At 72.8% G+C, this 23,156-nt stretch carries 20 protein-coding genes; 13 read left to right on the top strand and 7 right to left on the bottom strand.

All coding sequences use genetic code 11. From position 1 onward, the window contains the following. Window positions 1-27 precede the first annotated feature (27 nt). Complete coding sequence (locus tag QSK26_RS33625; protein ID WP_285779348.1) at window positions 28-1,083, bottom strand: sugar ABC transporter substrate-binding protein; 1,056 nt, start codon at window positions 1,081-1,083, stop codon at window positions 28-30. 276 nt (window positions 1,084-1,359) lie between these two features. After that, the gene (locus QSK26_RS33620; protein WP_285779347.1) at window positions 1,360-2,559 is read right to left on the bottom strand and encodes a cysteine--tRNA ligase; all 1,200 of its coding nucleotides are present in this window, start codon (window positions 2,557-2,559) and stop codon (window positions 1,360-1,362) included. 116 nt (window positions 2,560-2,675) lie between these two features. Between QSK26_RS33620 and QSK26_RS33615 the strand changes: the two genes are divergently transcribed. From QSK26_RS33615 to QSK26_RS33595, 5 genes are all read left to right on the top strand, one after another. After that, window positions 2,676-3,215: a hypothetical protein gene (locus QSK26_RS33615; RefSeq protein WP_285779346.1), complete on the top strand. Its 540-nt coding sequence runs from the start codon at window positions 2,676-2,678 to the stop codon at window positions 3,213-3,215. 287 nt (window positions 3,216-3,502) lie between these two features. Continuing rightward, window positions 3,503-4,282 (top strand): GntR family transcriptional regulator, encoded by a 780-nt coding sequence (locus tag QSK26_RS33610; protein WP_285779345.1) that lies wholly within the window; start codon window positions 3,503-3,505, stop codon window positions 4,280-4,282. A 64-nt stretch (window positions 4,283-4,346) separates the two neighbouring features. Continuing rightward, window positions 4,347-5,531, top strand: coding sequence for an MFS transporter (locus QSK26_RS33605; protein ID WP_285779344.1), 1,185 nt, complete (start codon window positions 4,347-4,349; stop codon window positions 5,529-5,531). A 178-nt stretch (window positions 5,532-5,709) separates the two neighbouring features. Further along, window positions 5,710-6,069 (top strand): nuclear transport factor 2 family protein, encoded by a 360-nt coding sequence (locus tag QSK26_RS33600; RefSeq protein ID WP_285779411.1) that lies wholly within the window; start codon window positions 5,710-5,712, stop codon window positions 6,067-6,069. Window positions 6,070-6,140: 71 nt separating this feature from the next. Continuing rightward, on the top strand, window positions 6,141-7,568 hold the full coding sequence (locus QSK26_RS33595; RefSeq protein WP_285779343.1) for an MFS transporter: 1,428 nt from the start codon (window positions 6,141-6,143) through the stop codon (window positions 7,566-7,568). Between the two features lie 176 nt (window positions 7,569-7,744). Here QSK26_RS33595 and QSK26_RS33590 read toward each other — a convergent pair whose 3' ends face one another. Continuing rightward, the gene (locus QSK26_RS33590) at window positions 7,745-9,190 is read right to left on the bottom strand and encodes an MFS transporter (RefSeq protein WP_285779342.1); all 1,446 of its coding nucleotides are present in this window, start codon (window positions 9,188-9,190) and stop codon (window positions 7,745-7,747) included. Window positions 9,191-9,365: 175 nt separating this feature from the next. On the opposite strand from QSK26_RS33590, the gene QSK26_RS33585 reads away from it, so the two are divergent. Together QSK26_RS33585 and QSK26_RS33580 are read left to right on the top strand one after the other, a co-directional pair. Further along, window positions 9,366-9,968: a TetR/AcrR family transcriptional regulator gene (locus QSK26_RS33585; protein WP_285779341.1), complete on the top strand. Its 603-nt coding sequence runs from the start codon at window positions 9,366-9,368 to the stop codon at window positions 9,966-9,968. Between the two features lie 91 nt (window positions 9,969-10,059). Then, window positions 10,060-11,262, top strand: a complete 1,203-nt coding sequence (locus QSK26_RS33580) for an epoxide hydrolase family protein (RefSeq protein ID WP_352244447.1) — start codon at window positions 10,060-10,062, stop codon at window positions 11,260-11,262. Window positions 11,263-11,402: 140 nt separating this feature from the next. On the opposite strand, the gene QSK26_RS33575 is transcribed toward QSK26_RS33580, so the two are convergent. Beyond that, entirely contained in the window at window positions 11,403-12,623 is a 1,221-nt protein-coding gene (locus tag QSK26_RS33575) for an aminotransferase-like domain-containing protein (RefSeq protein ID WP_285779340.1), read from the bottom strand. 314 nt (window positions 12,624-12,937) lie between these two features. Further along, window positions 12,938-13,930: a helix-turn-helix domain-containing protein gene (locus QSK26_RS33570; protein WP_285779339.1), complete on the bottom strand. Its 993-nt coding sequence runs from the start codon at window positions 13,928-13,930 to the stop codon at window positions 12,938-12,940. Window positions 13,931-13,982: 52 nt separating this feature from the next. Here QSK26_RS33570 and QSK26_RS33565 point away from each other — a divergent pair, with 52 nt between their 5' ends. The 5 genes from QSK26_RS33565 to QSK26_RS33545 all read left to right on the top strand — a co-directional run bounded on the left by QSK26_RS33565 (window position 13,983) and on the right by QSK26_RS33545 (window position 18,776). Continuing rightward, the gene (locus QSK26_RS33565; RefSeq protein WP_285779338.1) at window positions 13,983-14,378 is read left to right on the top strand and encodes a cupin domain-containing protein; all 396 of its coding nucleotides are present in this window, start codon (window positions 13,983-13,985) and stop codon (window positions 14,376-14,378) included. 69 nt (window positions 14,379-14,447) lie between these two features. Further along, window positions 14,448-15,548, top strand: coding sequence for an epoxide hydrolase family protein (locus tag QSK26_RS33560; RefSeq protein ID WP_285779337.1), 1,101 nt, complete (start codon window positions 14,448-14,450; stop codon window positions 15,546-15,548). Window positions 15,549-15,603: 55 nt separating this feature from the next. Then, entirely contained in the window at window positions 15,604-16,554 is a 951-nt protein-coding gene (locus tag QSK26_RS33555) for a helix-turn-helix transcriptional regulator (RefSeq protein WP_285779336.1), read from the top strand. A 19-nt stretch (window positions 16,555-16,573) separates the two neighbouring features. After that, entirely contained in the window at window positions 16,574-17,662 is a 1,089-nt protein-coding gene (locus QSK26_RS33550) for a winged helix DNA-binding domain-containing protein (protein WP_285779335.1), read from the top strand. A 127-nt stretch (window positions 17,663-17,789) separates the two neighbouring features. Next, window positions 17,790-18,776, top strand: coding sequence for an NAD-dependent epimerase/dehydratase family protein (locus tag QSK26_RS33545; RefSeq protein ID WP_285779334.1), 987 nt, complete (start codon window positions 17,790-17,792; stop codon window positions 18,774-18,776). A 123-nt stretch (window positions 18,777-18,899) separates the two neighbouring features. Here the strand turns inward: QSK26_RS33545 and QSK26_RS33540 are convergent, their stop codons facing one another. Next, a complete protein-coding gene (locus QSK26_RS33540) occupies window positions 18,900-21,569 on the bottom strand; it encodes a helix-turn-helix transcriptional regulator (RefSeq protein WP_285779333.1) in 2,670 nt (889 codons plus the stop codon). Between the two features lie 133 nt (window positions 21,570-21,702). Between QSK26_RS33540 and QSK26_RS33535 the strand changes: the two genes are divergently transcribed. Then, window positions 21,703-22,062, top strand: a complete 360-nt coding sequence (locus tag QSK26_RS33535) for a nuclear transport factor 2 family protein (protein ID WP_285779409.1) — start codon at window positions 21,703-21,705, stop codon at window positions 22,060-22,062. A 46-nt stretch (window positions 22,063-22,108) separates the two neighbouring features. Here the strand turns inward: QSK26_RS33535 and QSK26_RS33530 are convergent, their stop codons facing one another. After that, window positions 22,109-23,068 carry a GntR family transcriptional regulator gene (locus QSK26_RS33530; RefSeq protein WP_285779332.1) on the bottom strand — a complete coding sequence of 320 codons (960 nt, stop codon included), beginning with the start codon at window positions 23,066-23,068 and terminating at the stop codon, window positions 22,109-22,111. Between the last annotated feature and the right edge of the window lie 88 nt (window positions 23,069-23,156).

The following is a 23,156-nucleotide window of genomic DNA, read 5'->3' as shown; positions in this document are numbered from 1 at the left end:
GGGGAGGCTCCTCCTGGGCGTGCTGGACTACTTGCAGGTCAGGTACCGGGTGTCGAACGCCTTCCTCAGCTCGTCCGTCTTCGCCTGCCGGTCCGTGTCGTAGGCGCCGATGTCGTCCGCGGTGACGACGAAGGATCCGGAGTCGACGACCACGCCCGGCGTCGTCATCGCGCAGCCGCCCGCGAGCTTCGTCAGCGCGTACGAGCCGACGGACGCCTGGCCGACCGGGTTCTGCAGCACGGTCGCGGCGACCGATCCGTCCTTGATGTCGGCGAGGATGGCCTTGTCGTCGTCGATCGCGACGACCTTGATGGGCAGCTTGGACTGCTTGACGCCCTCCGCGGCGGCGACCGCGGGGTTGTAGGCGGTGTTGACGATGCCCTGGATCCGGTCGCCCTTCGCGGCGAGGAGGTCGGCGACGGCCTTCTGTGCCGTCTGCAGGTCCTTGTCCACATCGGTCACGGTCTGCAGGAGCTTGACCTTCCCGCCGGTCTCGTCGACCGCCTTCTGCACGCCCGCGATGCGACGCTGGGTGTTGGAGTCCACCTTGTTGCCGGTCAGGTGCACGAGGTTCCCCCGGCCGCCCATGGCCTGGATCGCGGCCTGCGCCGCCTTGTACGCGGCCAGTCCGACGTCGGTGGAGAGGCAGAAGTCCGCCTTGTCGACGTCGCCGGCCGGGCAGGATCCGAGCGAGGCGACCGGGAATCCCTGCCGCTTGAGGTCGTCGAAGGTGGCGTTGACGTTCTCGGGGGAGACGCCGAAGACGCCGAAGGCGTTGTAGCCCTGCGCGGCGAGGGACTTCAGCACGTCGTTCTGCTTGGTCTGGTCCCAGGCGGCGGTCTCGTTGAACGTGACGTCGCCGACGCCCAGGTCGGTCCGCACCTTGGCGGCCTCGGTCTTCCAGGGTTGGAAGTAGGGGTGTGCCCCGCCCGAGACCAGGGCGATCTTGACCTCGGCGGGCGTCCGGGTGGTGCCGGCCGTCGCCGTGTCGTCGCTCTTCCTCGCGCAACCGGCGGTGGCGGTGGCGGCGAGCACCAGAGCGGCAGCCAGTCCGCCGAGCCGAATCAGGGGTCCTTGATGCATGCCCGCGCCCTCTCGGAAGGATCATCGATCCTATAGGATATTTCCTGGATGTATAGCCTGCCGTCATGACGGCGTCAAGGCTTGACATCCGGTTTCGTGGCAGAGGGGGTCGTCTCGCCGTGGCAGGTGGTGCGGCTCGCCCGCCAGGTGGGCCCGCGCGCGCACGGGTCAGCGCCGAGGACGCCGCCGCGCATGCCGGGCTGCGCTGCGCCGGGCTCTGCCGCGCGTGCCGGGCCGCGCCGGGGCGTGCCGGGGCCGGGGAGCTGGTCGCCGGGTTCACGGTGGGGGCGTGAGATCCCAGCGCGGGCCGTCCGGGGTGTCCTCGACGAGCACTCCGCCGTGCAGGAGTGCCACGCGGAGCGCGTCCGCCAGGTCGTACCGGTGTGCCCGCCGCAGTTCGTCGCGCAGCGCCACCAGCGGGCGGACCGGCGCGGCCACCCGGTCGCGCGGCTCCCGCGGGTCGGCCAGCCGGCCCAGGGTGACGATGAGCGAGCGCAGTGCCCGCCGCGCCTCCCGTACGCCGCCGGCGTCCTCCTCGGTGTCGGCGGCCCAGGCGGCGATCTCCTCCTCCAAATCCAGGACGGCCTGAAGGGCTGCGCCGGTGTCGTGTGCCGCCAGGGCCGCGCGCAGGTCGTGCTCGCGGGAGCGGACCGTCTCCTCCAGCGTGGCCTGGCCGGTCCGCGCCGCCGTCGCCGCCGCGGGTGGCGCGGGAGCGGGCGTGCCGCCCCGGGCGAGACGCCGGATCTCCGCGAGGTCCGTGCCCGTGCCCGCGGGCAGCGTCGTGCCCCCGCCCCCGAGCCGGACGGTCAGCCCGCCCCGGCCGGCGACCGTGACCCGCTCTGTCCGCAGGTCGATGAGGACGGCGGTGTGCTCGTCGATGCCGAGTACGGCCGCGCCCGGCGGAAGTTCGCGTTCCATCCGGGCGAGCCTTCGTTCGCCGAGGTAGCAGTAGCGGGTGTCGTGCGTGCCGCCCTCGGCGTTGTCGTAGTGCGGGATCACCGCCACCCGCAGGCCGAGTGCCGCCAGCAGGTCCAGCCCGTCCCGCCAGTGTGGTTCCGCGCCCACCTTGTAGATCTCGTACACCGGCACCGTGGCCAGGCCGGCCGTGCAGGCGGCGGCGGAGGCGAGCACGGTCACGCCCCGCCCGCGCCGGACGCGCGCCCGCAGGCCGCCCGCCGTCGGGGACTCCGTCCACCGGTCCAGCGCGAAGGTCGGGCTGCCCGGCCCGGAGAACACCCAGTCGGCCTCGTCCACCTCCGTGCCGACTTCGACGCGCAGGCCGACGCTGCGGGCGAAGTAGCCGCAGGCGCGCGCGGAGATGTCGGCGGCGTTCTCCTGGAAGGCGTAGGGGGTGTCGAGCAGCACGGCCCTGGGCGCGGGGCCCAGCTCCCGCACGACGGAACGATGGATCTCGACCATGGTCGGGCTCGTCTCACCCGATCCCATCAACACCAGCAATCCGGGCCGATCCGGCATGACGGTCCGCCTCCCTCTCATGTCCCCCTCCAGCGACACACGGATGGCTCTCCACGGCAATAGGTCCCTCTGCGACGCCGCTGCTTCTGCAACTGAGTCGCAATAAGATGGCGGCGATGACGGGGAGAAACGCGGACGCACCGGTCGCCGGGCTGCTGCCGGTGTCGGTCGAGACGCTGATGCTGCGGGCGGATGCCGGCGGCTGGTCCTACCGGCGGACGGTCACCGTTCCGGTGCCGGGTGAGACACCGGACCAGGCCGCGCGCCGCGCCTGCGGCGTCGACGCGGACGCGGCGGCCACCGTTGTGCACTCCACGAGCTGGCGCTACCTGCCCGAAGGCCGGATCGTGCTGACCTACGCCGTCTGTCCCGATCCGGCCCCCCGGCTTCCGGGGATCCGGCTGGCCACGCTGGAGATCGCCAGGGGCGTGAAGCCGGCCGAGCCTGCGCCACCGCGGGTGCGCGTCGCCGACGTCGCCGCGCACGCCGTACGGCACCTCGCGTCGCTCACGGTCACCGATCCCGTCGTACGCCGGGCGCTGGCCGGCTGCCCGGAGATCAGGACGGCACTGGCGGACCTGACGCCCGCCTCACCGGGGCCAGGGGGCGGTCGGCGGCGGGGCGCCTTCGTGGAACGGGGTGACGCGCAGCCGTAGGACCCGCCGCTCCGGGATCCCTCCGACTTCGGCGTGCCGCCGAACGGGTGCGCCAGGCATGAAGGGGCTCAGCCGGCGGGGCGGCACGTGGCCGGGGTCCTCCGCGAGGCGGGCGACGTGGCCGTCACGCCGCGGCGATGCCGGCTTCCCTCAGCCGACCGGCTTCGACGACGAGCGCGCGTGGCGCGTGCTGTTCATGTCCACGGTGTGACCGGATTCGCCATTTGGTCAGTTTGTGGGCGCTTGTATGATGAGCTTGTATAACAACTCACGGAAGACGATGCCACGTGATCGACCGCCGCTCCTTTCCGGCCCAGGAGATCCCGCGGGACCCCGGTGTCCCGCTGCGGGTGTGGGTCCACAGCCGCATCCTCGACGCCATCCGCTCCGGGGCGCTGCCGCCCGGGTCCATGATCCCGACGGAGACGGAGCTCGGGCAGCTCATGGGGGTCAGCCGCACCGTCGTCCGGGAGGCCCTGATGCTGCTGGACGAGGACGGTTTCCTGTTCTCCCGGCGCGGGGTCGGGCGCTTCGTGGCCGACACCCTCCCGCAGCGAGGGCTCGAACGCATCAGGCCCCTTGAGGAACTGCTGAGCACGGCGACGTCCCCGGTCGCGCTCCGCCGCAGCGAGGTGACACTCCAGCATCCTCCGGCCACCTTCGTCAGCGAGGGACTCGGCATGCGGGCGAGCGATTCGACCTGGTTCTTCGAGACCGTCCTGTCACGCGACGGCGAGGTGGTCGCGCTCAGCCAGGAGCACTTCCCCGCCGCCGGGGCGATCGGCGCCGAGCACGGCGACGCGATCGCCGCGGCCATGCGGGCACCCGGCGGCGGCAGCCTGCTGTCGATCCTCCTGGCGCGGTACGGGCCGCGGCTCGGCCCGGGAGCCGTCCGGATCACGCCGGGCGTACCGGGCGAGTCACGCGCGGCGCTCCTCGGAACCCCGGCGAACGAGCCGGTCCTGATCATGACGCAGACGGCCGCGCTGAACGGCGCGCCGTGCTATCTCGCCAAGCATCTGGTCCTCGGCCGGGCAGGCCACCTGTCCGTCCTGCAGACCGGATGACGGCGCCCGGCGCCGACACCGCCGCCGGACGGCGGCCCCCATCCACCCCGTCGCGAGGATCCCCATGTCGTACACCGTTGTCCTGCGCCGTCCCTATGTCGGCCGGCTGCTGGGCGCCTCCCTGGTCGGCCGCCTGCCCGCCGCCATGGCCGCCCTGGCCATCGCGCTGACCCTCCGCCAGGCGGGCGCCGACTACGCGATCGTGGGCCTGGTCACCGGGACCTTCGCCGTGGCGCAGGCCGTCGCCGGGCCGCTGCTGGGACGCTGCGTGGACCGGCTCGGGCAACCGAGGGTCCTCACCGTCTCGGCGATCGTCGCCGCGGGCGGGTACACGGTGCTGGCGCTGGCGCCGCACAGCACCGCCCACGCCCTGCTCGGAGCGGTTGTCGCCGGAGCCGCGACGCCGCCCCTCGAACCGTGCCTGCGCGCCCTGTGGCCGCGACTGGTGGAGCCCCGCGAACTGGAGTCCGCCTACTCCCTGGACGCCGGCGCGCAGGAACTCCTCTTCATCGCGGGCCCCCTGGCGGTCACCGGCATCGCGGCGGCCGGGTCTCCCCGGACGGCCCTGTGGGTGTCGGCGGCCCTGGGCCTCGTGGGCGCCCTCGTGATGAGCACCTCGAAGCCCTCGCGATCATGGACACCGGCCGCGCGGACACCGCACTGGCTCGGCGCCCTGCGCAGCCCCGCCCTGCTGCTGCTCATCGTGGCTCTGTGCGGAGCGGGCTGGGCGGTGGGGTCGTTCAACGTCTTCAGCGTGGCCTACGCCGACTCCCACCACGTCCCGGGCGGAGCCGGGACCCTGTTGGCCCTGTCCGCCACGGGCGCCCTCGCCGGGGCGCTCTGCTACGGGACCTACGGGGTCCGGCACTGGCGGGCCGCGCCCGAGCTGAAGGCGACGCTGCTGGCATCCGGCATGGCGGCCTCGTATTGGCTGGTCGCCCTCGTGCCCGGGCCGATCGGCATGGCGGTGGTCGCCGTCCTCACCGGGGTCTTCTTCGCGCCGCTGCTCTCGGTCTCCTTCGGCATGGTGGGCGACCTCGCCCCGGAGGGCACCGTCACCGAGGCGTTCTCCTGGCTGGTGACCCTGGTCGGCGCCGGTATCGCGGGCGGCTCGGCGGCCGGCGGATCGCTGCTGCTCCACGGCGGACCGGCCGTGGCCGCGGTGGCGGGCGCGTGCGGCGTCACGGCGGGCGCGGCCCTGCTGCTCGCCGGCCGCCGGATGCTCACCGCCCGCCCGGCACCGTCCTGAAAAGCGCTGATGACCGATATCCCCGCACCCGGCCCGTACGGCATGCCCGAAACATGACCTATCGGACGTCGATCATTACTGGACGAATTGCCTAAGAGCGACAGATTCCCCGTCTTGCGGATCTCCGTACCTTCGTGACCAGTAGGAACACGACACGGAGGAATTTCCTGTGAACAGCATGGACCAGCTTGTCGCTCGTTATCTCGACACCTGGAACGAGACCGACGTGGTCGTCCGTCGGGCGGTGATCGGGGAGATCTGGGCCGAGGATGGGGTGTACACCGATCCGATGGCGGTCGCCGAGGGCCGGGACGCGATCGACGCGACGATCGCGGCGGTGCAGGGGCAGTTCCCCGGCTTCGTCTTCTCGCTGGCCGGGCCGGTGGACGCCCATCACGACATCGCCCGTTTCACCTGGGAGCTGGGCCCGGCGGGCGGTGAGGCGCTGGTGGTCGGCTTCGACGTCGCCGTTCTCACCGCCGACGGCCGCATCGGCAGGGTGCACGGCTTCCTCGACAAGATCCCCGCCCAGGTCTGAACCCCCGCCGCGGCCCGCGGGGGCTCCACCGGCGGGCCGCGGCCATCCGCACCGGAACAGGACACCGAACGATGACAACCCTCAAGGCCCCGGCGCCGGTCGCCCCGGCCCCCGTGACCATGTCAGGAGGGCTGCCCGTGCTCCTCGCGGGCACCTTCATCACCACTCTCGACTTCTTCATCGTCAACGTCGCGATTCCCGCCCTCCAGCACGACCTGCACGCGAGCCCGTCGGCGATCCAGTTCATCGTCGCCGGATTCGGGATCGCCCTGGCCGCGGGGCTCATCACCGGCGGCCGGCTCGGCGACCTGTACGGCCGGCGTCGCCTGTTCGCCACCGGCCTGGTCGTGTTCACCGTCGCCTCGGCGGCGTGCGGCGTGGCCCCCAGCGCCGCGATCCTGGTCGGGGCGCGCGTCGTCCAGGGGCTGGGCGCGGCGCTGCTGATGCCCCAGGTGCTCGCCATCATGAACACCGTCTACACCGGTGAACGCCGCACGAAGGCGTTCAGCGCCTACGGCATGGCCCTCGGCCTGGGCGGCGTGTTCGGACAGCTCATCGGCGGCGTGCTGATCAAGATGGACGTCGCGGGGCTGGGCTGGCGGAGCATCTTCCTGATCAACATCCCGGTCGGCGTCGTCGCCCTGGCCCTCACCCGGCGTTCGATCCCCGAATCACGCGCCGCCGGCGCCCGGCTCGACCTGCTCGGCACCGTGCTGGTCTCGCTCGGCCTGGTCGCCATCGTGCTCCCCCTCATCCAGGGGCCGCAGCAGGGCTGGCCGGAATGGACCTGGCTGTGCCTGGCCGCCTCCGTACCGCTCCTCGCCGCCTTCGTCCTCTACCAGCACCGGCTCGCCGTGCGCGGCGGCTCGCCGCTGATCGACCTGAGCCTGTTCCGCCGGCGGGCGTTCTCGGCAGGGATGGCCACCAACCTGCTCTACTCCATGACGACCGCGTCGTTCTTCCTCATCCTGGCGCTCTACCTGCAGGACGGTCGCGGCCTTTCCGCCCTGGAGTCCGGGCTGGTCTTCCTGCCGCTGGGGGTCGGCTACTTCGCCTTCGCGGCCTGGTCGGGCCGGATCGCGGCGCGGCTCGGGCGGCAGGTCATCACCGTGGGCACGGTGGTGGCAGCCGCCGGCTACGCCGTCCTCGCCGCCACCTCGCTCCTCGGCGCTTCGAACACCGTCGCCTGGGTCATCCCCGGCCTGTTCGTCGCCGGGGCGGGGATGGGGCTGGTGATGGCGCCACTGCCCGCGCTCGTGCTGGCCGGCACCGACCCCAGGCACGCCGCCGCCGCCTCCGGCGTCCTCAACACCGCCGGGCAGGCCGGCAACGCGATCGGCGTGGCCGTCATCGGGGCCGTCTTCTACGGCGCCCTCGCCGGCCAGTCCGTCCCGAGCCCGTACGCGCACGCCTTCGCCCTCGGTCTCAGTCTCCTGGCGGGCCTCTGCGCCGTCGTGGCCGCCACCGTCCAGATCCTGCCGAGGACCGCGGCCAACTGAGAGCGGCGCGCCCGCGCCGTCCGCGGCGGAACGGGGTCGCCGGGTTCCCGGCGGCCCCGCGAGCGGTGGGTGCGGTCCGGGTCACGTCGGGGCCACCGGGGGGCGGCCGTGCCCCGGTCGAGGTCGACGACGGCGCGGGGGTGCGGCTCCACCGGTTGACGGCGGCGGCGTGCCGGTCACGCGTGCGCGCGGTCACGTCGTGCGCGGAGGAAGACGGCGGCGATGAGGACGCCGAGTAGGACGAGGGCGGCGTTGGCGGCGATGGCGGTGGTGACGCCGTGCAGGATGGGTCCGGCGGTGGTGGCGCCGGCGGTGGTGGCGGTGACGATCGCGGACATGATGGGGGTTCCCATGGTGATGCCGACCTGCTGGGACATGGAGGCGAGGCCGGTGGCCAGTCCTTGTTCGTGGTCGGGGAGGCCGGTGGTGGCGGTGACCATGAAGCCGACGATGACGAGCATGTTGCCGATGCCGCCGAGGAAGGTGGCGGGGAGGAGTAGTGCCATGGAGGCGGGGGTGTCGCTGAGGAGGAGCAGCGTGGTGGTGAAGGCTGCTTGGAGTAGTCCGCCGCTGATCAGGGTGGTGGTGGTGGAGGTGCGGGCGATGATCTTGGGGGCGAGTATGCCGCCGGTTGCGGTGCCGAGTCCGAGGATGGCGAAGGAGAGTCCGGCGGTGAGGGCTGTGAAGCCGAGGGTTTTCTGCATGTAGAGGGTGAGGAGGTACACCAGGGAGGTTTCGGTGGCGAAGGCGAGGAGTCCGAGGGTGTTGCCCCAGGCGATGGTGGGCTTGCGGAGGATGTGGAGGGGGACGAGGGGTTGGGTGGTTTTGCGTTCGATGTGGTGGAAGGCGGTCAGTAGGGCTGCGCCGGCTGTGAGGGGGGTGAGGGTGAGGGGGTGGGTCCAGCCGTGTTCGCCGGCTTGGGTGAGGCCGTAGACGATGGTGAGGAGTGCGAGGGTGGCGGTGATTGCGCCGGGGAGGTCGATTCTGGGGCGTTGGGTGGGGCGGGATTCGGTGATGACGGTGGGGGCGGTGAGGAGTACGGCGAGGGCGACGGGGATGTTGATGAAGAAGGCCCAGCGCCAGGTGAGCAGGTCGGTGAGGACGCCGCCGAGGATGGCGCCGGTGGTGAATCCGGCGGACATGAGGGCGCCGTTGAGGCCGAGGGCTTTTTGGCGTAGTGGGCCTTCGGGGAAGGAGGTGGTGAGGAGGGCGAGTCCGGCGGGGGTGGCGGCGGCGGTGGCGAGTCCTTGGGCGACGCGGGCGATGATGAGGATGTCGGGGGTGGGGGCGAGTCCGCCGGCGAGCGAGGCCAGGGCGAGGAGTGCGAGGCTGGCGAGGAAGATGCGTTTGCGGCCGATCAGGTCGCCGATGCGGCCGAAGAAGAGGGTGAAGCCGGCTGCGCACAGGGCGAAGGCGGTGCCGACCCATTGCAGGTTGGCCAGGGTGAAGCCGAGGTCGTCGCCGATCGCGGGCAGTGCCACGTTCAGGATGGAGAAGTCGACGGCCAGCATGAACTGGGCGACCAGCAGCACCACGAGGACGATTTTCAGGCGGCCGGTCAGCCGTGGTGGAGGCGCCTGGTGCGCGGCCACGGCCCGGGACGCGGGCTTCGTCATGGACATGACGGACTTCCTTTCGAGCATTCCGGCGTGCGGCGCGCCGGCGCCGGGGGAGAGGGAAAGCAAACGGGTCTAAGGTTCCGTTAAGATAGGAGAACCGTAGCACCCGGTGACGCCATAAAGGAACCCGGGTTCCGATAAGAGTTCCCGGCGGAGTCCCGGGGAGAAGGAGTACGTCATGGCCGTCGCACCTCAGCCCGGTGCCGTCCGCCCTGGTGGACGCACCGCGCGCGTCCGCGAAGCCGTCCTCCGGGCCGCCGGCGACACCCTGGCCGAGAAGGGCTTCGACGCCCTCGACCTCGCCGAGATCGCCCGGGTGGCGGAGGTCGGGAAGACCACCGTCTACCGCCGCTGGGGCACCCCCGGCGCGCTGGCCGCCGACCTCCTCGACGACATGGCGGAAAGCTCCCTGCCCCGCGCGCGCACCGGCAGCGTCGACCACGACCTCCGGGACAACGCCCGCCTGGTCGTCAGGACGCTCACGGATCCACGCCAGGGGCGGCTGTTCAGGGCGCTGATCGCCGCCTCGCTCTGCAACGACCAGGCCGCCCGGGCGTTGCACCGCTTCTACGCCGTGCGGATCGACGAATGGGCCGGCTGCGTCACCGACGCCGTCGAACGGGGCGAACTGCCTCCCGGCACCGATCCGCGGCGGGTGATCGCCGCCGTCTCCGCGCCCCTGTACTACGCCTTCCTCAACACCGGCGAGCCCCTGGACGACGCCGCCGCGGACCGTGCCGCGGCCGGGGCGCTGGCCGCGGCGCGCGCCGGGGTCCTCTGACGGCCGCCCCGGCCCTCACCGGCGCGCCGCGCGGAGCGACCGCAGGGCGCGGTCACCGCCTGCGGATCTTGCCGGACATACCATCGCCGTCATGACCACGATGGCCGGCGAGAACATTCACCCGTTCCGCATCGACATCCCCCAGGCTGACCTGGACGATCTGCACGCCCGTCTCGACCGCACCCGCTGGCCGGACGAGCTTCCCGGGGTGGGCTGGGCGTACGGCATCCCGCGCGACTACCTCGAAGAGCTCGTGCGGTACTGGCGGCACGAGTACGACTGGCGTGCCGCGGAGGCCGAGCTGAACCGGTGGCCGCAGTTCACCACGACGATCGACGGCGCGAACATCCACTTCGCCCACATCCGGTCGCCGGAACCGGACGCGACCCCGTTGATCATGACGCACGGCTGGCCCGGCTCGATCGTGGAGTTCGCCAAGGTCGTCGGCCCTCTCACCGCCCCGCGAGCGCACGGCGGTGACCCCTCCGACGCGTTCCACCTGGTGCTGCCGAGCATCCCGGGGTTCGGCCTGTCCGGGCCGACGAGGTCGGCGGGCTGGGAGTTCCGGCGGGTGGCCGGCGCGTTCACCGAACTGATGGAGCGTCTCGGCCACCACCGGTACGGCGTGCAGGGCGGCGACTGGGGGGCGGTCATCTCCAGGGAGATGGGCCGGACGCGTCCCGACCGGGTCATCGGCGTCCACCTGAACCTGCTGCCGAACTCGGCCGCGACGCACGAACCCGGCGCGGACGAACTGGACGCGCTGAGCCCGGAGGAACGCGAGCGCACGCTGGCCTCCTGGCGGCGCATGCGGGAGTGGACCCGGGAACGGCAGGGGTACGCCGACATCCAGTCGACCCGGCCGCAGACGCTGGCGTACGGCCTGACCGACTCGCCGGTGGGCCAGCTGGCGTGGATCGCGGAGAAGTTCAAGGAGTGGACCGACTCCCGGGACCGCCCGGAGGACGCCGTCGGACGCGACCAGATGCTCACCAACGTGATGCTGTACTGGCTGACCGGCACGGCCGGCTCCTCCGCCCGCATCTACTACGAGCGCGCGCACGCCGACTACTGGGGCGCCCCGCCCGAGCCGTCGGCGACGCCGACCGCGCTGGCCGACTTCCCGCGGGACAACTTCATCCCGCTGCGCCACATCGCGGACCGCACGAACAACATCGTGCAGTGGACGCAGTACGACCGGGGCGGGCACTTCGCGGCGATGGAGCAGCCGGACCTGCTGGTCGAGGACATCCGGAGATTCTTCCGGAAGATGCGCGAACCCGCGTCCGGATGACGCGACGCCCTCCGGATGACGCGACGCCTGATGACGCGGCGCCCTCCGGGGACGCGCCCTCCGGGGGACGCGGCGGCGAAGCCGGGGGCGTCGCACCGGAGTTCCCCCCCGGCCGGGCGGTTCCCGTTCCGCGGCGCGGTTCAGGCGCGCAGGGCCGGCACCTCGCTCAGGGCCTCGCCGAGGCGGCGCATCCCCTCCGTGATCTTCTCCGGGGGGTAGGCGCAGAAGGACAGCCGCAGCGTCGCTCGGTCCGGTTCCGCGCAGTAGAACGGCGCTCCCGGCACGAACGCCACATCGTGGCGCAGCGCCCGCCGGAGCAGGTGGGCGGTGTCCGTCTCGTCGGGCAGCCGGACCCAGACGCACATGCCGCCGTCGGGCGTGCTCCAGGTGGTGCCGGCAGGGGTGATCCCGGCGAGCCCGTCCAGCATGGCGTCGCGGCGGGGCAGGTAGGCGTCCCGAAGGAGGCGGACCCGGTCGTCGAGATCGGTCACGGCCAGATAGCGGGCCGCCGCGGCCTGGTCGAGGGTGGAGGTGTGCAGATCGGTCGCCTGCTTGGCGACGGTCAGGCCGCGCCGGAGTGCCTCCGGGGCCCGCAGCCAGCCGAGACGCAGCCCCGGGGCTCCGATCTTGGAGAAGCTGCCGAGGTAGATCGAGTTGCCCTCGCCGCCCGGGTAGGAGCTCAGCGGCGGCAGCGGCTCACCCCGGTAGCGCAGCTCGCCGTAGGGGTCGTCCTCAAGGATCCAGAAGCCCCGGGCGGCGGCGAGCTCGGCCACCGCACGGCGACGCGGCCCCGTCAGGGTCCGCCCGGTCGGGTTGGCGAAGGTCGGGACCAGGTAGAGCATCGTCGGCCGCTCCCGCTCGACGATCTCCCGCAGGGCCTCCGGGTCGAGCCCGTCCTCGTCGCCGCGGACCGGGATCACCCTGGCGCCGGCCAGCCGGAAGCACTGCAGCGCCGCCAGATAGGTGGGCTCCTCGACCAGGACGACGTCGCCCGGGTCGAGCAGCGCCATGGCCACCAGGGAAAGGCCCTGCTGGGAGCCGGTGGTCACCAGGAGGTCGCCGGCCGACGTCGGGAGACCGCGGTCGCTCAACCGCCGCGCCAGCGCCTCCCGGAGGGCGGGATCCCCCTCGGTCGAGGAGTACTGCAGGGCGCGCCGGCCGCCGGCCGGGGACAGGACGTGGTCGTAGGCGGCGCGCAGCCCGTCCAGATCGAAGAGCTCGGGGGAGGGCAGCCCCCCGGCGAAGGAGATCACCTCGGGCCGGTCGATGAGGGCGAGCAGATCCCGGACGGGCGAGCTGTCGATCCCGCCCAGCCGGCCGGCCGTGGCACTCTTCGGAGCGGGAGCATTCTTACGGGACACGGGGCGTCTCCAAGGCACGACGGCGTTGACGATGCGAGTGACCGCGCACTTGTACTGCGCGACCCAGGCACGGGGGCAGGGCTTCGCCGATCGGGCGTCGAAAAGCCACGCTGAACCGATGTCAGGCGCGGAAAGGCCGCCGCCTCCGCCGGTATGACGGAGAATCGCGACAGAGAGAATTCTCCGCGTAGCGACCCGAAGAATTCCTCACCCTATTCCGGTCGGACGACTCGCATGGTAAGGGCCTGTCCTTTGAGGTGTCCACAAATTAACCGATTGTCGTGATTCGATGACGTCCGACGTAAGGAAAAGCGTCAACCCCGTCTGTCCCGCGGGTCCGATCCGAACCGGTGCCGGTACGCCGACGGTGTGATCCCGATCTCGCGCCGCATCAGCGCGCGGAGGTTGGCCGCGGTGCCCAGCCCGCTGCGCCGCGCGACGACGTCCAGCCGGGATTCACCCCGTTCGATCAACCGGCAGGCCAGGGCCAGCCGTTCCCCGGTGAGCCAGGTCAGCGGCGTCGTGCCCAGTTGCGTACGGAAGCGGCGGTGCAACGTGGCCGGGCTGACCGCGGCGCGGGCGGCGAGGTCGGACACGGTGAGCGGCGCGTCAAGCTGCTCCTGCGCCCAGGCGAGGACGGGGGCGAGAGACTCGTCCGGCGGGTCGGGCACCGGTCGTTCCACGAACTGCCGCTGCCCGCCGTCCCGGTGCCCCGCGAAGACCAGTCGCCGGCTCACCAGGTTGGCGATCTCGGCTCCGTGGTCGCGGCGGACCACGTGCAGCCCGAGGTCGAGCGCGGCCGCGCTGCCCGCCGAGGTGAGGATGTCGCCGTCGTCCACGAAGAGCACGTCGGACTCCAGCCGGACGGACGGGAAACGAGCCAGGAAGGAGGCCGCCAGCTGCCAGTGGGTGGCGGCCCGGCGGCCGTCGAGAACCCCGGCCTCGGCCAGGGTGAAGGCGCCGCTGCAGAAGCCGATCAGGCGGGCCCCGCGCGCGTGCGCCCGCCGGACGGCGTCGAGCAGGGCCGGCGGGCGGGGCACGTGGACGTCGCGCCTGTTGGGCACGATCACCGTGTCCGCCGTCTCGGCCGCCTCCAGACCGGCGACGCCGGTGAGGGTGAAGAACCCCTGCCGCATCACGGTGTGCGGCTGCGGCGAGCAGAGCCCGAAGTCGTACAGGTCACGGCCGAGCTCGGGTCTGCGCAGGCCGAAGATCTCGGTCGCGCAGCCCAGCTCGAAGGGGTTGGAGCTCTCGTCCACGATCGCCACGATCCGATGGGGAACCGGGTGCGAGGATCCTTGCGTCATGTGCGATTCCTAGCACTTCCGCCGTCCCCGCCGCGAGACCCAGGATGAGCCCATGAGCAACCAGCCCATCCCGCTCGCCCACGCCCTGGCCTCCTTCGACGCCCTGTGGAGCCCCCGCGTCGTCACCCGCGTCAACGACTACGACGTACGCGTGGCCAAGGTCGAGGGGGAGCACGTCTGGCACGTCCACGAGGACACCGACGAGTTCTTCCTCGTCCTCGACGGGACACTGCGCATCGCGTTGCGCGAGCCCGCGGGGGAGCGCGAGGTCGTGCTCCCCCGCGGGGCGGTCTTCACCGTGGCGCGGGGCGTCGAGCACAAGCCGTCCGCGCCGTCGGGCGCCGCGATCCTCATGTTCGAACCGGCCGGGACGCTGACCGTCGGCGACCGGCACGAGGAGATCCCGGACCACCTCGACGTGACGACGGGACACGCCCTCGGCGGCTGACCATACCGAAGGCCCACCGGCGTCCCCGGCGGACATCGCCTGACCGCGATTGCTCCTACGGTCCCTTCCATGACACGGAACACCTCCATCGTCCCCTTCCATATCGATGTGCCGCAGGCCGAGCTCGACGACCTGCGAGACCGCCTGGGCCGGACGCGCTGGCCCGCCGAACTGCCCGATGCCGACTGGAGCAGGGGCACGCCGGTGGCGCACGCCAGGGAGCTGGCCGAGTACTGGCGCACGGGCTTCGACTGGCGGGCCCAGGAGCGGAGGCTGAACGAGCTGCCGCAGTTCACCACCGTCCTCGGCGGGCAGACCATCCACTTCGCGCACATCCGTTCGGACGCCCCCGAAGCGCTGCCGCTGCTGCTCCTGCACGGGTGGCCCGGCTCGTTCGTCGAGTTCCTCGACGTGGTCGAGCCGTTGCGCAAGGAGTTCCACCTGGTGATCCCGTCGCTTCCCGGGTTCGCGTTCTCGGCGCCGCTGGCCGGGGCCGGCTGGACGGCCGCCCGCATGGCGGAGGCGCTCGTCGAACTCATGGCCGTGCTCGGCTACGAGCGGTACGGGGTCCAGGGCGGCGACACCGGCGCGTTCGTCGCCCCGGAGATGGGCCGCCTCGCCCCCGAGCGCGTCGTCGGCGTCCACCTCAACGGCATCCTGTCGTTCCCGGCGGGCGACGAGGAGGAGGACGCCCGGCTGTCCGAGACGGAACGGCAGCGCTCGGCCGAGATGGAAGAGGCCACCGCAGGCTACGTCCCCATCCAGTCGCGGTCGCCGCAGACGCTCGCGTTCGGCCTGACCGACTCGCCCGCCGGGCAACTGGCCTGGATCGCCGAGATCTTCCACCGGTGGGCAGGGACCCCCGTCGACCGGGACCGGTTCCTGACCAACGTCACCCTCTACTGGCTGACCGGCACCGCGGGCTCCTCGGCGCAGATCTACTACGAGCAGGTCAACGACCCGATGGCCTGGGTGCCCAAGCCGCGCGGTACGGTGCCCACCGGCGTGCTGCTCGCCGGGTCGCACGAGTACGGCATCCGGCCCTACGCGGAACGCGACCACAACATCGTGCACTGGTCGCAGAAGGACGACGGCGGGCACTTCTTCGCCATGGAGAAGCCCGACGCGTTCGCCGAGGACGTGCGGGAGTTCTTCGGCAGGCTCGTATAGAGGGCGGCGCCGATAGCGGACAGGGGATGTCCGCTATCGATGCCATCCTCGTCGTGTGCTGAAAACCTCGGCCCGGCTGCTCCGCCTGCTCACGTTGCTCCAGGTCCACCGCGACTGGTCGGGGACGGAGCTGGCCGACCGTCTCGAGGTGAGCCCGCGAACCGTCCGCCGCGACGTCGACAAGCTGCGCGCCCTGGGCTACCCGATCAACGCGATCGGCGGTGTCGGAGGCGGCTACCAACTGGGGGCCGGCGCCTCGCTGCCCCCCTTGCTGCTCGACGACGAGGAGGCGGTCGCGGTGGCGGTCGGGCTGCGCACGGCGGCCGGTGGCGCGATCACGGGCATCGCCGAGACCTCGATGCGGGCGCTGGTCAAGCTGGACCAGGTGCTGCCCTCGCGGCTGCGGTACCAGATCGACACGCTCAGTTCGGCCATGGTCATCATGCCGATGCCCGGCGCGACGATCGATCCGCCGACGCTGACCGCGATCGCCTCGGCGGTGCGCGACCGCAGACGGCTGCGCTTCGACTACGTCTCACACGACGGCTCCGCCTCCGTACGGGATGTGGAGCCGTACCGGCTGGTCCAGAACGGGCGGCGCTGGTACCTCTTCGCCTGGGACACCGGCGCGGCGGACTGGCGGAAATTCCGGGTCGACAGGCTGTCGTTGCGTGTCCCCGCCGGACCCCGGTTCGGCCCGAGACCGCTGCCCGGCGGGGACACGGATGATCATTTCGGCACGGCCTCGAACGGTCACCGCTACCGTGCGGTGCTCACCATGCACGCCTCCGCCGCGGAGGTGGCCGAGGAGGTGCCGCCCACGCTCGGCGTGGTCGAACCCCTCGACGACCGCACCTGCACCCTGCGCATCGGCTCGGACAACCTGGACCATCTCGCGGTGTGGGTGGCCGCGTTCGGCTTCGAGTTCGACATCCGCGAGCCGCCCGAGCTGGTCGAACACCTTCGCACGCTGACCGCACGCCTGCAACGGGCCGCCCGGCCGTAGAGAGGAACACCCCGCACCCGTGGAAACCCTGAACCGCCGCGACCTCAACCGGGCGACGCTGGCGCGGCAACTCCTGCTGCGCCGGACGGACGCCTCCCCTCTCCAGGTGATCGAGCATCTGGCCGGTCTGCAGGCACAGGACCCCGACCCGCCGTACGTGGGGTTGTGGAACCGTGTCGACGCCTTCCGGCTCGACGACCTGACCCGGCTGCTGCACCGGCGCGAGGTGGTGCGGGCGACGCTGTACCGGGGGACCCAGCACCTGGTCACCGCCGACGACTACCTGTGGATGCGACCGCTGCTGCAGCCGATGCTGGCCCGCTGGCAGCGGGGCGCCTTCGGCGGGGCGACCGCCGGGCTGGACCTCGCCGAGCTGGCCGCCGCGACGCGGGCGATCCTCGGCCGGGGCACGGTGAGCAGGCCCGAACTCGGCAGGATGCTGGCCGAACGCTGGCCGGGCCGCGATCCGGTCGCGCTGGCAAGGTCGGCGCAGGGCCTGCTGCCGATCGTGCATCCGCCGCCCGACGGCACCTGGGGCCGGCGCGGCACGACCCCCTTCGTGCTCGCCGACCGGTGGCTGGACCGGCCGCCGGTCGGCGAACCTTCGGCGCGGGAGCTGATCCTGCGCTACCTCGCGGCGTTCGGCCCGGCGTCGGTCAAGGACGTCCAGGCGTGGAGCGGGATGACCCGGCTGCGCGAGGTGGTCGAACCGCTCCGGCCGCGGCTGCGCGTCTTCCGCGACGAGGCGGGAGGAGAGCTGTTCGACCTGCCCGACGCGCCGCGTCCTGGACCGGACGTCCCCGCGCCGGTCCGGTTCCTGGCCGCACTCGACAACGTCGTGCTCGCCCACGCCGACCGGACCCGCGTGGTGTCCGACGAACGGCGCAGGCACACCATCGTCGAGGCGGCGCTGACCGTGGACGGCTTCGTCCGCGGACTCTGGGCCGTCAAACGCGACAAGACGGGTACGGCCACGCTGGTCGTCAAGCTCTTCGACCCCCTGGGCGGGCCGGACCGGGCCGCCGTGACCGAGGAGGGCCTCCGCCTGCTGCGCTTCGCGGCCGCCGGCGCCGACCGCCACGACATCCGCTTCCAGCCCGTCGCCTGAGTCTCCCGGCGCCGGGCCGCTGCGGGGCTCGGCCGGGCGGGATCCCGGGGTCCGCTGTCAGCGAACCGGGTCCGCTGTGAGTGAACCCGCCTGGGAGGCCGGTGGTTCGCGGTGCTTGGGTGACGGGATGGAGATCCTGGTTCTGGGCGGTACGGCATGGGTGGGCCGCGAGCTGTCGCGGCAGGCGATCGAGCGCGGTCATCGGGTGACGTGCCTGGCTCGCGGCGAAAGCGGAGAAGCCGCGGCCGGGGCGATGCTGGTGGCCGCCGACCGGCGAGACCCCTCGGCGTACGACCCCCTGCTCGGCCGCGCGTGGGACGCGGTCATGGAGGTGTCCTGGCAGCCGGGCTTCGTACGGGGGGCGCTCGACGCCCTGGGCGGCAGGGCCGGGCACTGGGTCTACGTCTCCTCCCTCAACGCCTACGCCTCCCACGCCACGCCGGGCGCGGACGAGTCCACGCCCATCCTCGCCCCGACCGGCCGCAGCGAGGTCGACCGCGCGCTGTACGGCGAGGCGAAGGTCGCCTGCGAGCAGGCGTCGGCGGACGTCGTGGGCGACCGCCTCCTCATCGCACGCGCCGGCCTCATCGGCGGCCCGGGCGATCACAGCGGACGGTCCGGCTACTGGGTGGCCCGTGCCGCCCGCGATCCGCACGGGCCGATGCTGGTACCCGGCACACCCGCCATGCCGACCCAGGTGGTGGACGTACGGGACCTCGCCGCCTGGCTGCTCGACGCCGCGGAGAAGGGGACCGTCGGCACGTACGACGCTGTCGGTCCGGTTGTCCCGTTCGGCGAGTGGATCGAGCTGTCCCGCGCCGCCGGCGGGCACACCGGCCCGCTGGTCACCGCCGACTCGGCCTGGCTGCTCGCGAACGGTGTCGCCGAGTACATGGGGCCGGAGTCGCTGCCGATGTGGCTGGTCGAGCCGGGCTGGGAAGGCTGGTCGGCCCGGACCGGCGCCGCGGCGCGCGCCGCCGGGCTCCGGCACCGGCCCCGGGCGGAGCTGCTGGCGGACACGCTGGCCTGGGAACGCGAGCAGGGGCTGGACCGGGAACGACGCGCGGGCCTCAGCGCCCAGCGCGAGCGCGACCTGCTCGCCGCCCTCGGCTGACGCCGGACAGGCAGCCTCGGCCGAGGCAGGACAGGCAGTCTTCGGCCAGTCTTCGGCCGCGGCCGGACAGGTCGAGGGTGAAGGCGCGCCGGTGAACGGCTTCCGCGAGCCGGAGCGCGGAGGTCAGGCCGGATCGGTCAGGTCGAGTGCGGCGAGTTCGCCGCGGGAGGTGACGCCGAGCTTGGGGTAGGCCTTGTAGAGGTGGTAGCCGATGGTGCGGGGGCTGAGGAACAACTGCGCGGCGATGTCCTTGTTCGACAGGCCCTGCCCGGCCAGCCGGACGATCTGCAGCTCCTGCGGGGTGAGCTCGGGCAGGATCCCGCGGGCCGCCGCGTGCGGCGCCTTCGCGCCGGTCGCCTCCAGCTCGCCGCGGGCGCGCTCCGCCCAGGGGGCCGCCTCCAGCCGTTCGAACGTCTCCAGCGCGGCCTGCAGATGCGCGACGGCGGCCCCTCTGCGCCGGGAGCGGCGCAGCCACTCCCCGTACAGCAGGGAGGTGCGGGCGTGCTGGAAGGGCTGGCCGCCGACCTTCAGGGCGGCCAGATAGTGCTCCTCGGCCTCGGCTCCGGGGCACAGCAGCGCCCGGCAGCGTTCCGCGAGGGCCCTCGTGTAGGGCTGCCGCGCCCACCGGTCGTACCGGGCGAAGGCCGGCCGGGCGCGGTCCGGTTCACCGCTGCGCACGGCGGCTTCCACCAGGTCGGGCACGCAGCGCATCGCCGAGATGTGGTACCAGCCGGGCCCCCGGGTGAGGGTCTCCAGCCGGGTCAGGGCGGCCTCCACCCGGCCCGCCCCCAGGTCGAGCGTCCCGTGGGCCCAGTCGACCCAGAGGGCCCCGGGCATGGGCACCGCGGCGCCGGACAACGCGTCGGCGCTGAGCCGCCGGAAGCGCTCCTCGTCGCCCTGGAGTGCCGCGAGGTAGCAGAGGAAGCTCTTCAGATGGATGACCCACTGGTGCTGGCCGGTGTCCTCGGCGATCCGCAGCGCCGTGCCGGCGGTCGCCGTCGCGTCGTGGTGGCGTCCGAGGTGCAGGAGTTCGGCCTGGGCCAGGAAGAACAGCACCATCGGCAGGACGCCGATGCTCCCCTCCGCGCGGCACTCGGCCGCCAGCAGGGTGGCCGCCCGCAGGGTGTGCGCGTCCGCGCCGACGACGAGGGGAATGCCGCTGGCCAGGACGAGTTCCCGGGTCTGGCCCGCCAGCGCCGTCCTGGCCCCGGCCATGGCCTCGTCGAGCGGGGGGAGCCCCGCCACGTCCTCGCCGAGCAGCCGGGCGAACACGCCGGACTCCAGATGGGCGAGCGCGGCGACCGGCGTGCCGGGCGCCACGGCGGCCAGGCGTCCGGCGAGTTCTCTCAGCTGGGGTTCGCCGATGTACCAGGCGGTCTGGAACGCCTGGACGAGCATGCGGGCCGCCTGGTCCGGGGCGCCCTCGCGGGCGAGGTCGGCGGCCAGGACCATCAGCCGGTGCGCCTCCGTGTACGCGCCCCGCCAGAAGTGCGCCGTGGCCTGCACGTGGGCGAGCCTTGAGCGTAGAAGCGGGTCGGTGACCTGGCGCTCCGCGTCCTCGGCGAGCTTCCTGGCCCGGTCGAGCTCACCCGCCTCCGTGGCGGCCTCGGCGGCCAGGGTGAGCCGCCTGGCCCGCGCGTCGCCGTCGCCGGAGAGCTCCGCGGCGCGTTCGTAGGCGGTGGCCGCGGCGGCGTGGCCGCGGCGGGCGGCGGCGCGTACGGCGGTGTGCTCCAGTTCGGCGGCCACCTCCTCGTCGGGGCCGATGGTCGCGGTGGCGAGATGCCACGCCCGCCGGTCGGCGTTGTGCGCCCCGGACAGGGTCTCGGCGAACGCGCGGTGCACGGCGAGGCGCAGGCTGAGCGGCGCGTGCTGGTAGACGGCCTCGCGGACCAGCGGGTGGCGGAAGGTCAGCGCCCGCTCGCCGACCGACACCAGGCCGGCCTTCTCGGCGGGCAGCAGGTCGGCCGCGTCCGCGTGGAACCGGACGCCGGCGGCCAGCACCTCGTCGAGGTTCTCGCCCGCGGCGGCGACCAGGAGCAGGGTCCGGGTGGCCTCGGGCAGGTGGTCCACCTGTTCGTGGAACGCCGCCCGAAGGCGGCTGCTCAGGGGCAGGGCGCCGGGCCGGTAACCGTCGCCCCGCAGCGTGGCGGGCAGTTCGATCAGCGCGAGCGGGTTGCCCTGCGCCTCGGCCAGCACGCGGTACCGGAGTTCCGGCGCCGGCCGTACGGAGTCGAGCACGGCGGCCGAGGCCGCGGCGCTCAGGCCGCGCAACCTGAGCTCCGGCAGGCCGGGCAGGTGGTCCTCGCGGGTGGCCATGATCAGCGCGACGCCTTCGCTGTCCAGCCGCCGGGCGGCGAAGACCAGCGCCTCGCGCGAGGAACGGTCCAGCCAGTGCGCGTCGTCGATGAGGCACAGCACCGGGCCGTCCTCGGCCACCTCCGCCAGGAGGGAGAGCACGGCGAGTCCGACGAGCAGCCGGTCCGCCCCCTCCGCCGGGGCCAGCCCGAACGCCCCTTCCAGCGCGCGGCGCTGCGGACCGGGCAGCGCGTCCATCCGGTCCAGCACCGGACGCAGCAGGAGGTGGAGCCCGGCGAACGCCAGGTCGCTCTCGGACCTGATCCCGATCCGCCGGATGACCTGGACGCCCTCCGCGCTCTTCGCCGCGTGATCGAGCAGCGCCGTCTTGCCGATGCCCGGCTCCCCGCTCACCACCAGGGCGCCGCTGCCGCCGGAACGGACCTTGGCAAGGAGTTCGTCGATGACCGATATCTCCGCTTCCCGTCCGTGCAGCATGCACGAACGGTACCTATCGGGCGCCGATCATCGCCAACCGGATTGCCTAAGCATGACGGATTCCCCCTCCTGCGGATCCGCGTACCTTCGTGACCAGCAAGAACACGACACGGAGGAACTTCCTGTGAACAGCATGGACCAGCTTGTCGCTTCCTACCTCGCCACCTGGAACGAGACCGACCCGGTCGCCCGCCGGGCGGCGATCGAGGAGATCTGGGCCGAGGGCGGTGTGTACACCGATCCGATGGCGGTCGCCGAGGGCCGGGACGCGATCGACGCCACGATCGCGGCGGTGCAGGGCCAGTTCCCCGGCTTCGTCTTCACTCTGGCGGGGCCGGTGGACGCCCACCACGACATCGCCCGTTTCACCTGGGGACTCGGCCCGGCCGGCGGTGAGGCGCTCGTGGTCGGCTTCGACGTCGCGGTGCTCGCCGAGGACGGCCGCATCGGCAGGGTCCACGGCTTCCTGGACAAGGTCCCGGCCGGGGTCTGAGCCCTCTGCGCGGCCCGCGGGACCTCCCCGCGGGCCGCGTCCGCCCTCATGGGCCGGACTGGCCTGCCAGCAGGGCGGCGAAACCGTCCAGATGGCGGGCGAGGCCGTACTCGAACAGTCCGTCCAGGTCCGACACCGTCTCCTCGGGAACCGTGGCCAGCAGCGGGAACCGCTCGCCGTCGAGGAGTTCGCCGGCGTGCCTGCGCCGGGCCAGCCACCACCGGTCGAGCGTCACGCCGGTCTCCTGCTCCGCCTCGGCCTCGTCCGCCATGGACAGGGCGACGGTGGCGACCAGCGCGTGCAGCGTCAGCGCCTCCCTGAGCCGGGTCGTCATGGGCAGTCCGAGCCCGTCGAGCGCGCGCAGGGTCCACTCGGTGTGCGCCACCATGTTGGGCGCGAGCAACGGGCGGGTGAAGGAGATGGCCCTGGGCAGCCACAGGTGCCTCCGGCACAGCTCCCACTGCTCGCGGGAGATCAGTTCGAGCTTGGCCCGCCACCCCTCCGGCCCCGGGACGGGCAGGTCGGGTTCGCCGAAGGCTTCGTCGACCATCTGCGTCACGAGCTCGTCCTTGTTCGCCACGTGCCGGTACAGCGACATCGGCCCGACGCCGAGCTCGGCCGCGAGCCGCCGCATGGACACGGCGTCGAGCCCCTCGACATCCGCGATCGCGATGGCGGTGCGGAGAACCCGCCCGCGGCTCAGCGCCCGCCTGGGGACGTCCGCCCGGCGGGCCCGCGGCGCGGGGGCCGGGCCGACCGGCGGCTTCCCGGCCTGGTGCGCGCTGACCACCGTGCCGGAACCGACCCTCGACTCGACCAGCCCGTCGTCGCGGAGAGTGGCCACCGCCCTGGTCGCGGTCGCGACCGCGACGCCCCACCGCTGGGCGATCTGCCGGATGGACGGCACCCGGTCGCCGGGCCGCAGCTCGCCGGACAGGATCCGGGCACGGATCTCCGCGACGATCCGCTGATACGGCGGATCCGGCCGCCGATCTGACGACGACATGGGAGCCCCCGATCCGCCGGTGAGGTCGTTGCCCACGGCAGTGTACTAGTTCAGTGCGCCGTATCCCGTGAATGAACGGCGCTTGGAT

Source organism: Microtetraspora sp. NBRC 13810, assembly GCF_030268685.1.
In the GTDB taxonomy this organism is placed as follows: domain Bacteria; phylum Actinomycetota; class Actinomycetes; order Streptosporangiales; family Streptosporangiaceae; genus BSRQ01.
The sequence above is the reverse complement of the archived record's forward strand: the minus strand, read 5'-3'. Positions and strand labels throughout refer to the sequence as shown.

Excerpts from the sequence above, each read along its gene's own strand:
- QSK26_RS33625 (WP_285779348.1), bottom strand. The coding sequence starts at position 1,083 with ATGCATCAAGGACCCCTGATTCGGCTCGGCGGACTGGCTGCCGCTCTG.
- QSK26_RS33620 (WP_285779347.1), bottom strand. The coding sequence starts at position 2,559 with ATGCCGGATCGGCCCGGATTGCTGGTGTTGATGGGATCGGGTGAGACG.
- QSK26_RS33615 (WP_285779346.1), top strand. The coding sequence starts at position 2,676 with ATGACGGGGAGAAACGCGGACGCACCGGTCGCCGGGCTGCTGCCGGTG.
- QSK26_RS33605 (WP_285779344.1), top strand. The coding sequence starts at position 4,347 with ATGTCGTACACCGTTGTCCTGCGCCGTCCCTATGTCGGCCGGCTGCTG.
- QSK26_RS33600 (WP_285779411.1), top strand. The coding sequence starts at position 5,710 with ATGGACCAGCTTGTCGCTCGTTATCTCGACACCTGGAACGAGACCGAC.
- QSK26_RS33595 (WP_285779343.1), top strand. The coding sequence starts at position 6,141 with ATGACAACCCTCAAGGCCCCGGCGCCGGTCGCCCCGGCCCCCGTGACC.
- QSK26_RS33590 (WP_285779342.1), bottom strand. The coding sequence starts at position 9,190 with ATGTCCATGACGAAGCCCGCGTCCCGGGCCGTGGCCGCGCACCAGGCG.
- QSK26_RS33585 (WP_285779341.1), top strand. The coding sequence starts at position 9,366 with ATGGCCGTCGCACCTCAGCCCGGTGCCGTCCGCCCTGGTGGACGCACC.
- QSK26_RS33580 (WP_352244447.1), top strand. The coding sequence starts at position 10,060 with ATGACCACGATGGCCGGCGAGAACATTCACCCGTTCCGCATCGACATC.
- QSK26_RS33570 (WP_285779339.1), bottom strand. The coding sequence starts at position 13,930 with ATGACGCAAGGATCCTCGCACCCGGTTCCCCATCGGATCGTGGCGATC.
- QSK26_RS33565 (WP_285779338.1), top strand. The coding sequence starts at position 13,983 with ATGAGCAACCAGCCCATCCCGCTCGCCCACGCCCTGGCCTCCTTCGAC.
- QSK26_RS33560 (WP_285779337.1), top strand. The coding sequence starts at position 14,448 with ATGACACGGAACACCTCCATCGTCCCCTTCCATATCGATGTGCCGCAG.
- QSK26_RS33545 (WP_285779334.1), top strand. The coding sequence starts at position 17,790 with ATGGAGATCCTGGTTCTGGGCGGTACGGCATGGGTGGGCCGCGAGCTG.
- QSK26_RS33540 (WP_285779333.1), bottom strand. The coding sequence starts at position 21,569 with ATGCTGCACGGACGGGAAGCGGAGATATCGGTCATCGACGAACTCCTT.
- QSK26_RS33535 (WP_285779409.1), top strand. The coding sequence starts at position 21,703 with ATGGACCAGCTTGTCGCTTCCTACCTCGCCACCTGGAACGAGACCGAC.
- QSK26_RS33530 (WP_285779332.1), bottom strand. The coding sequence starts at position 23,068 with ATGTCGTCGTCAGATCGGCGGCCGGATCCGCCGTATCAGCGGATCGTC.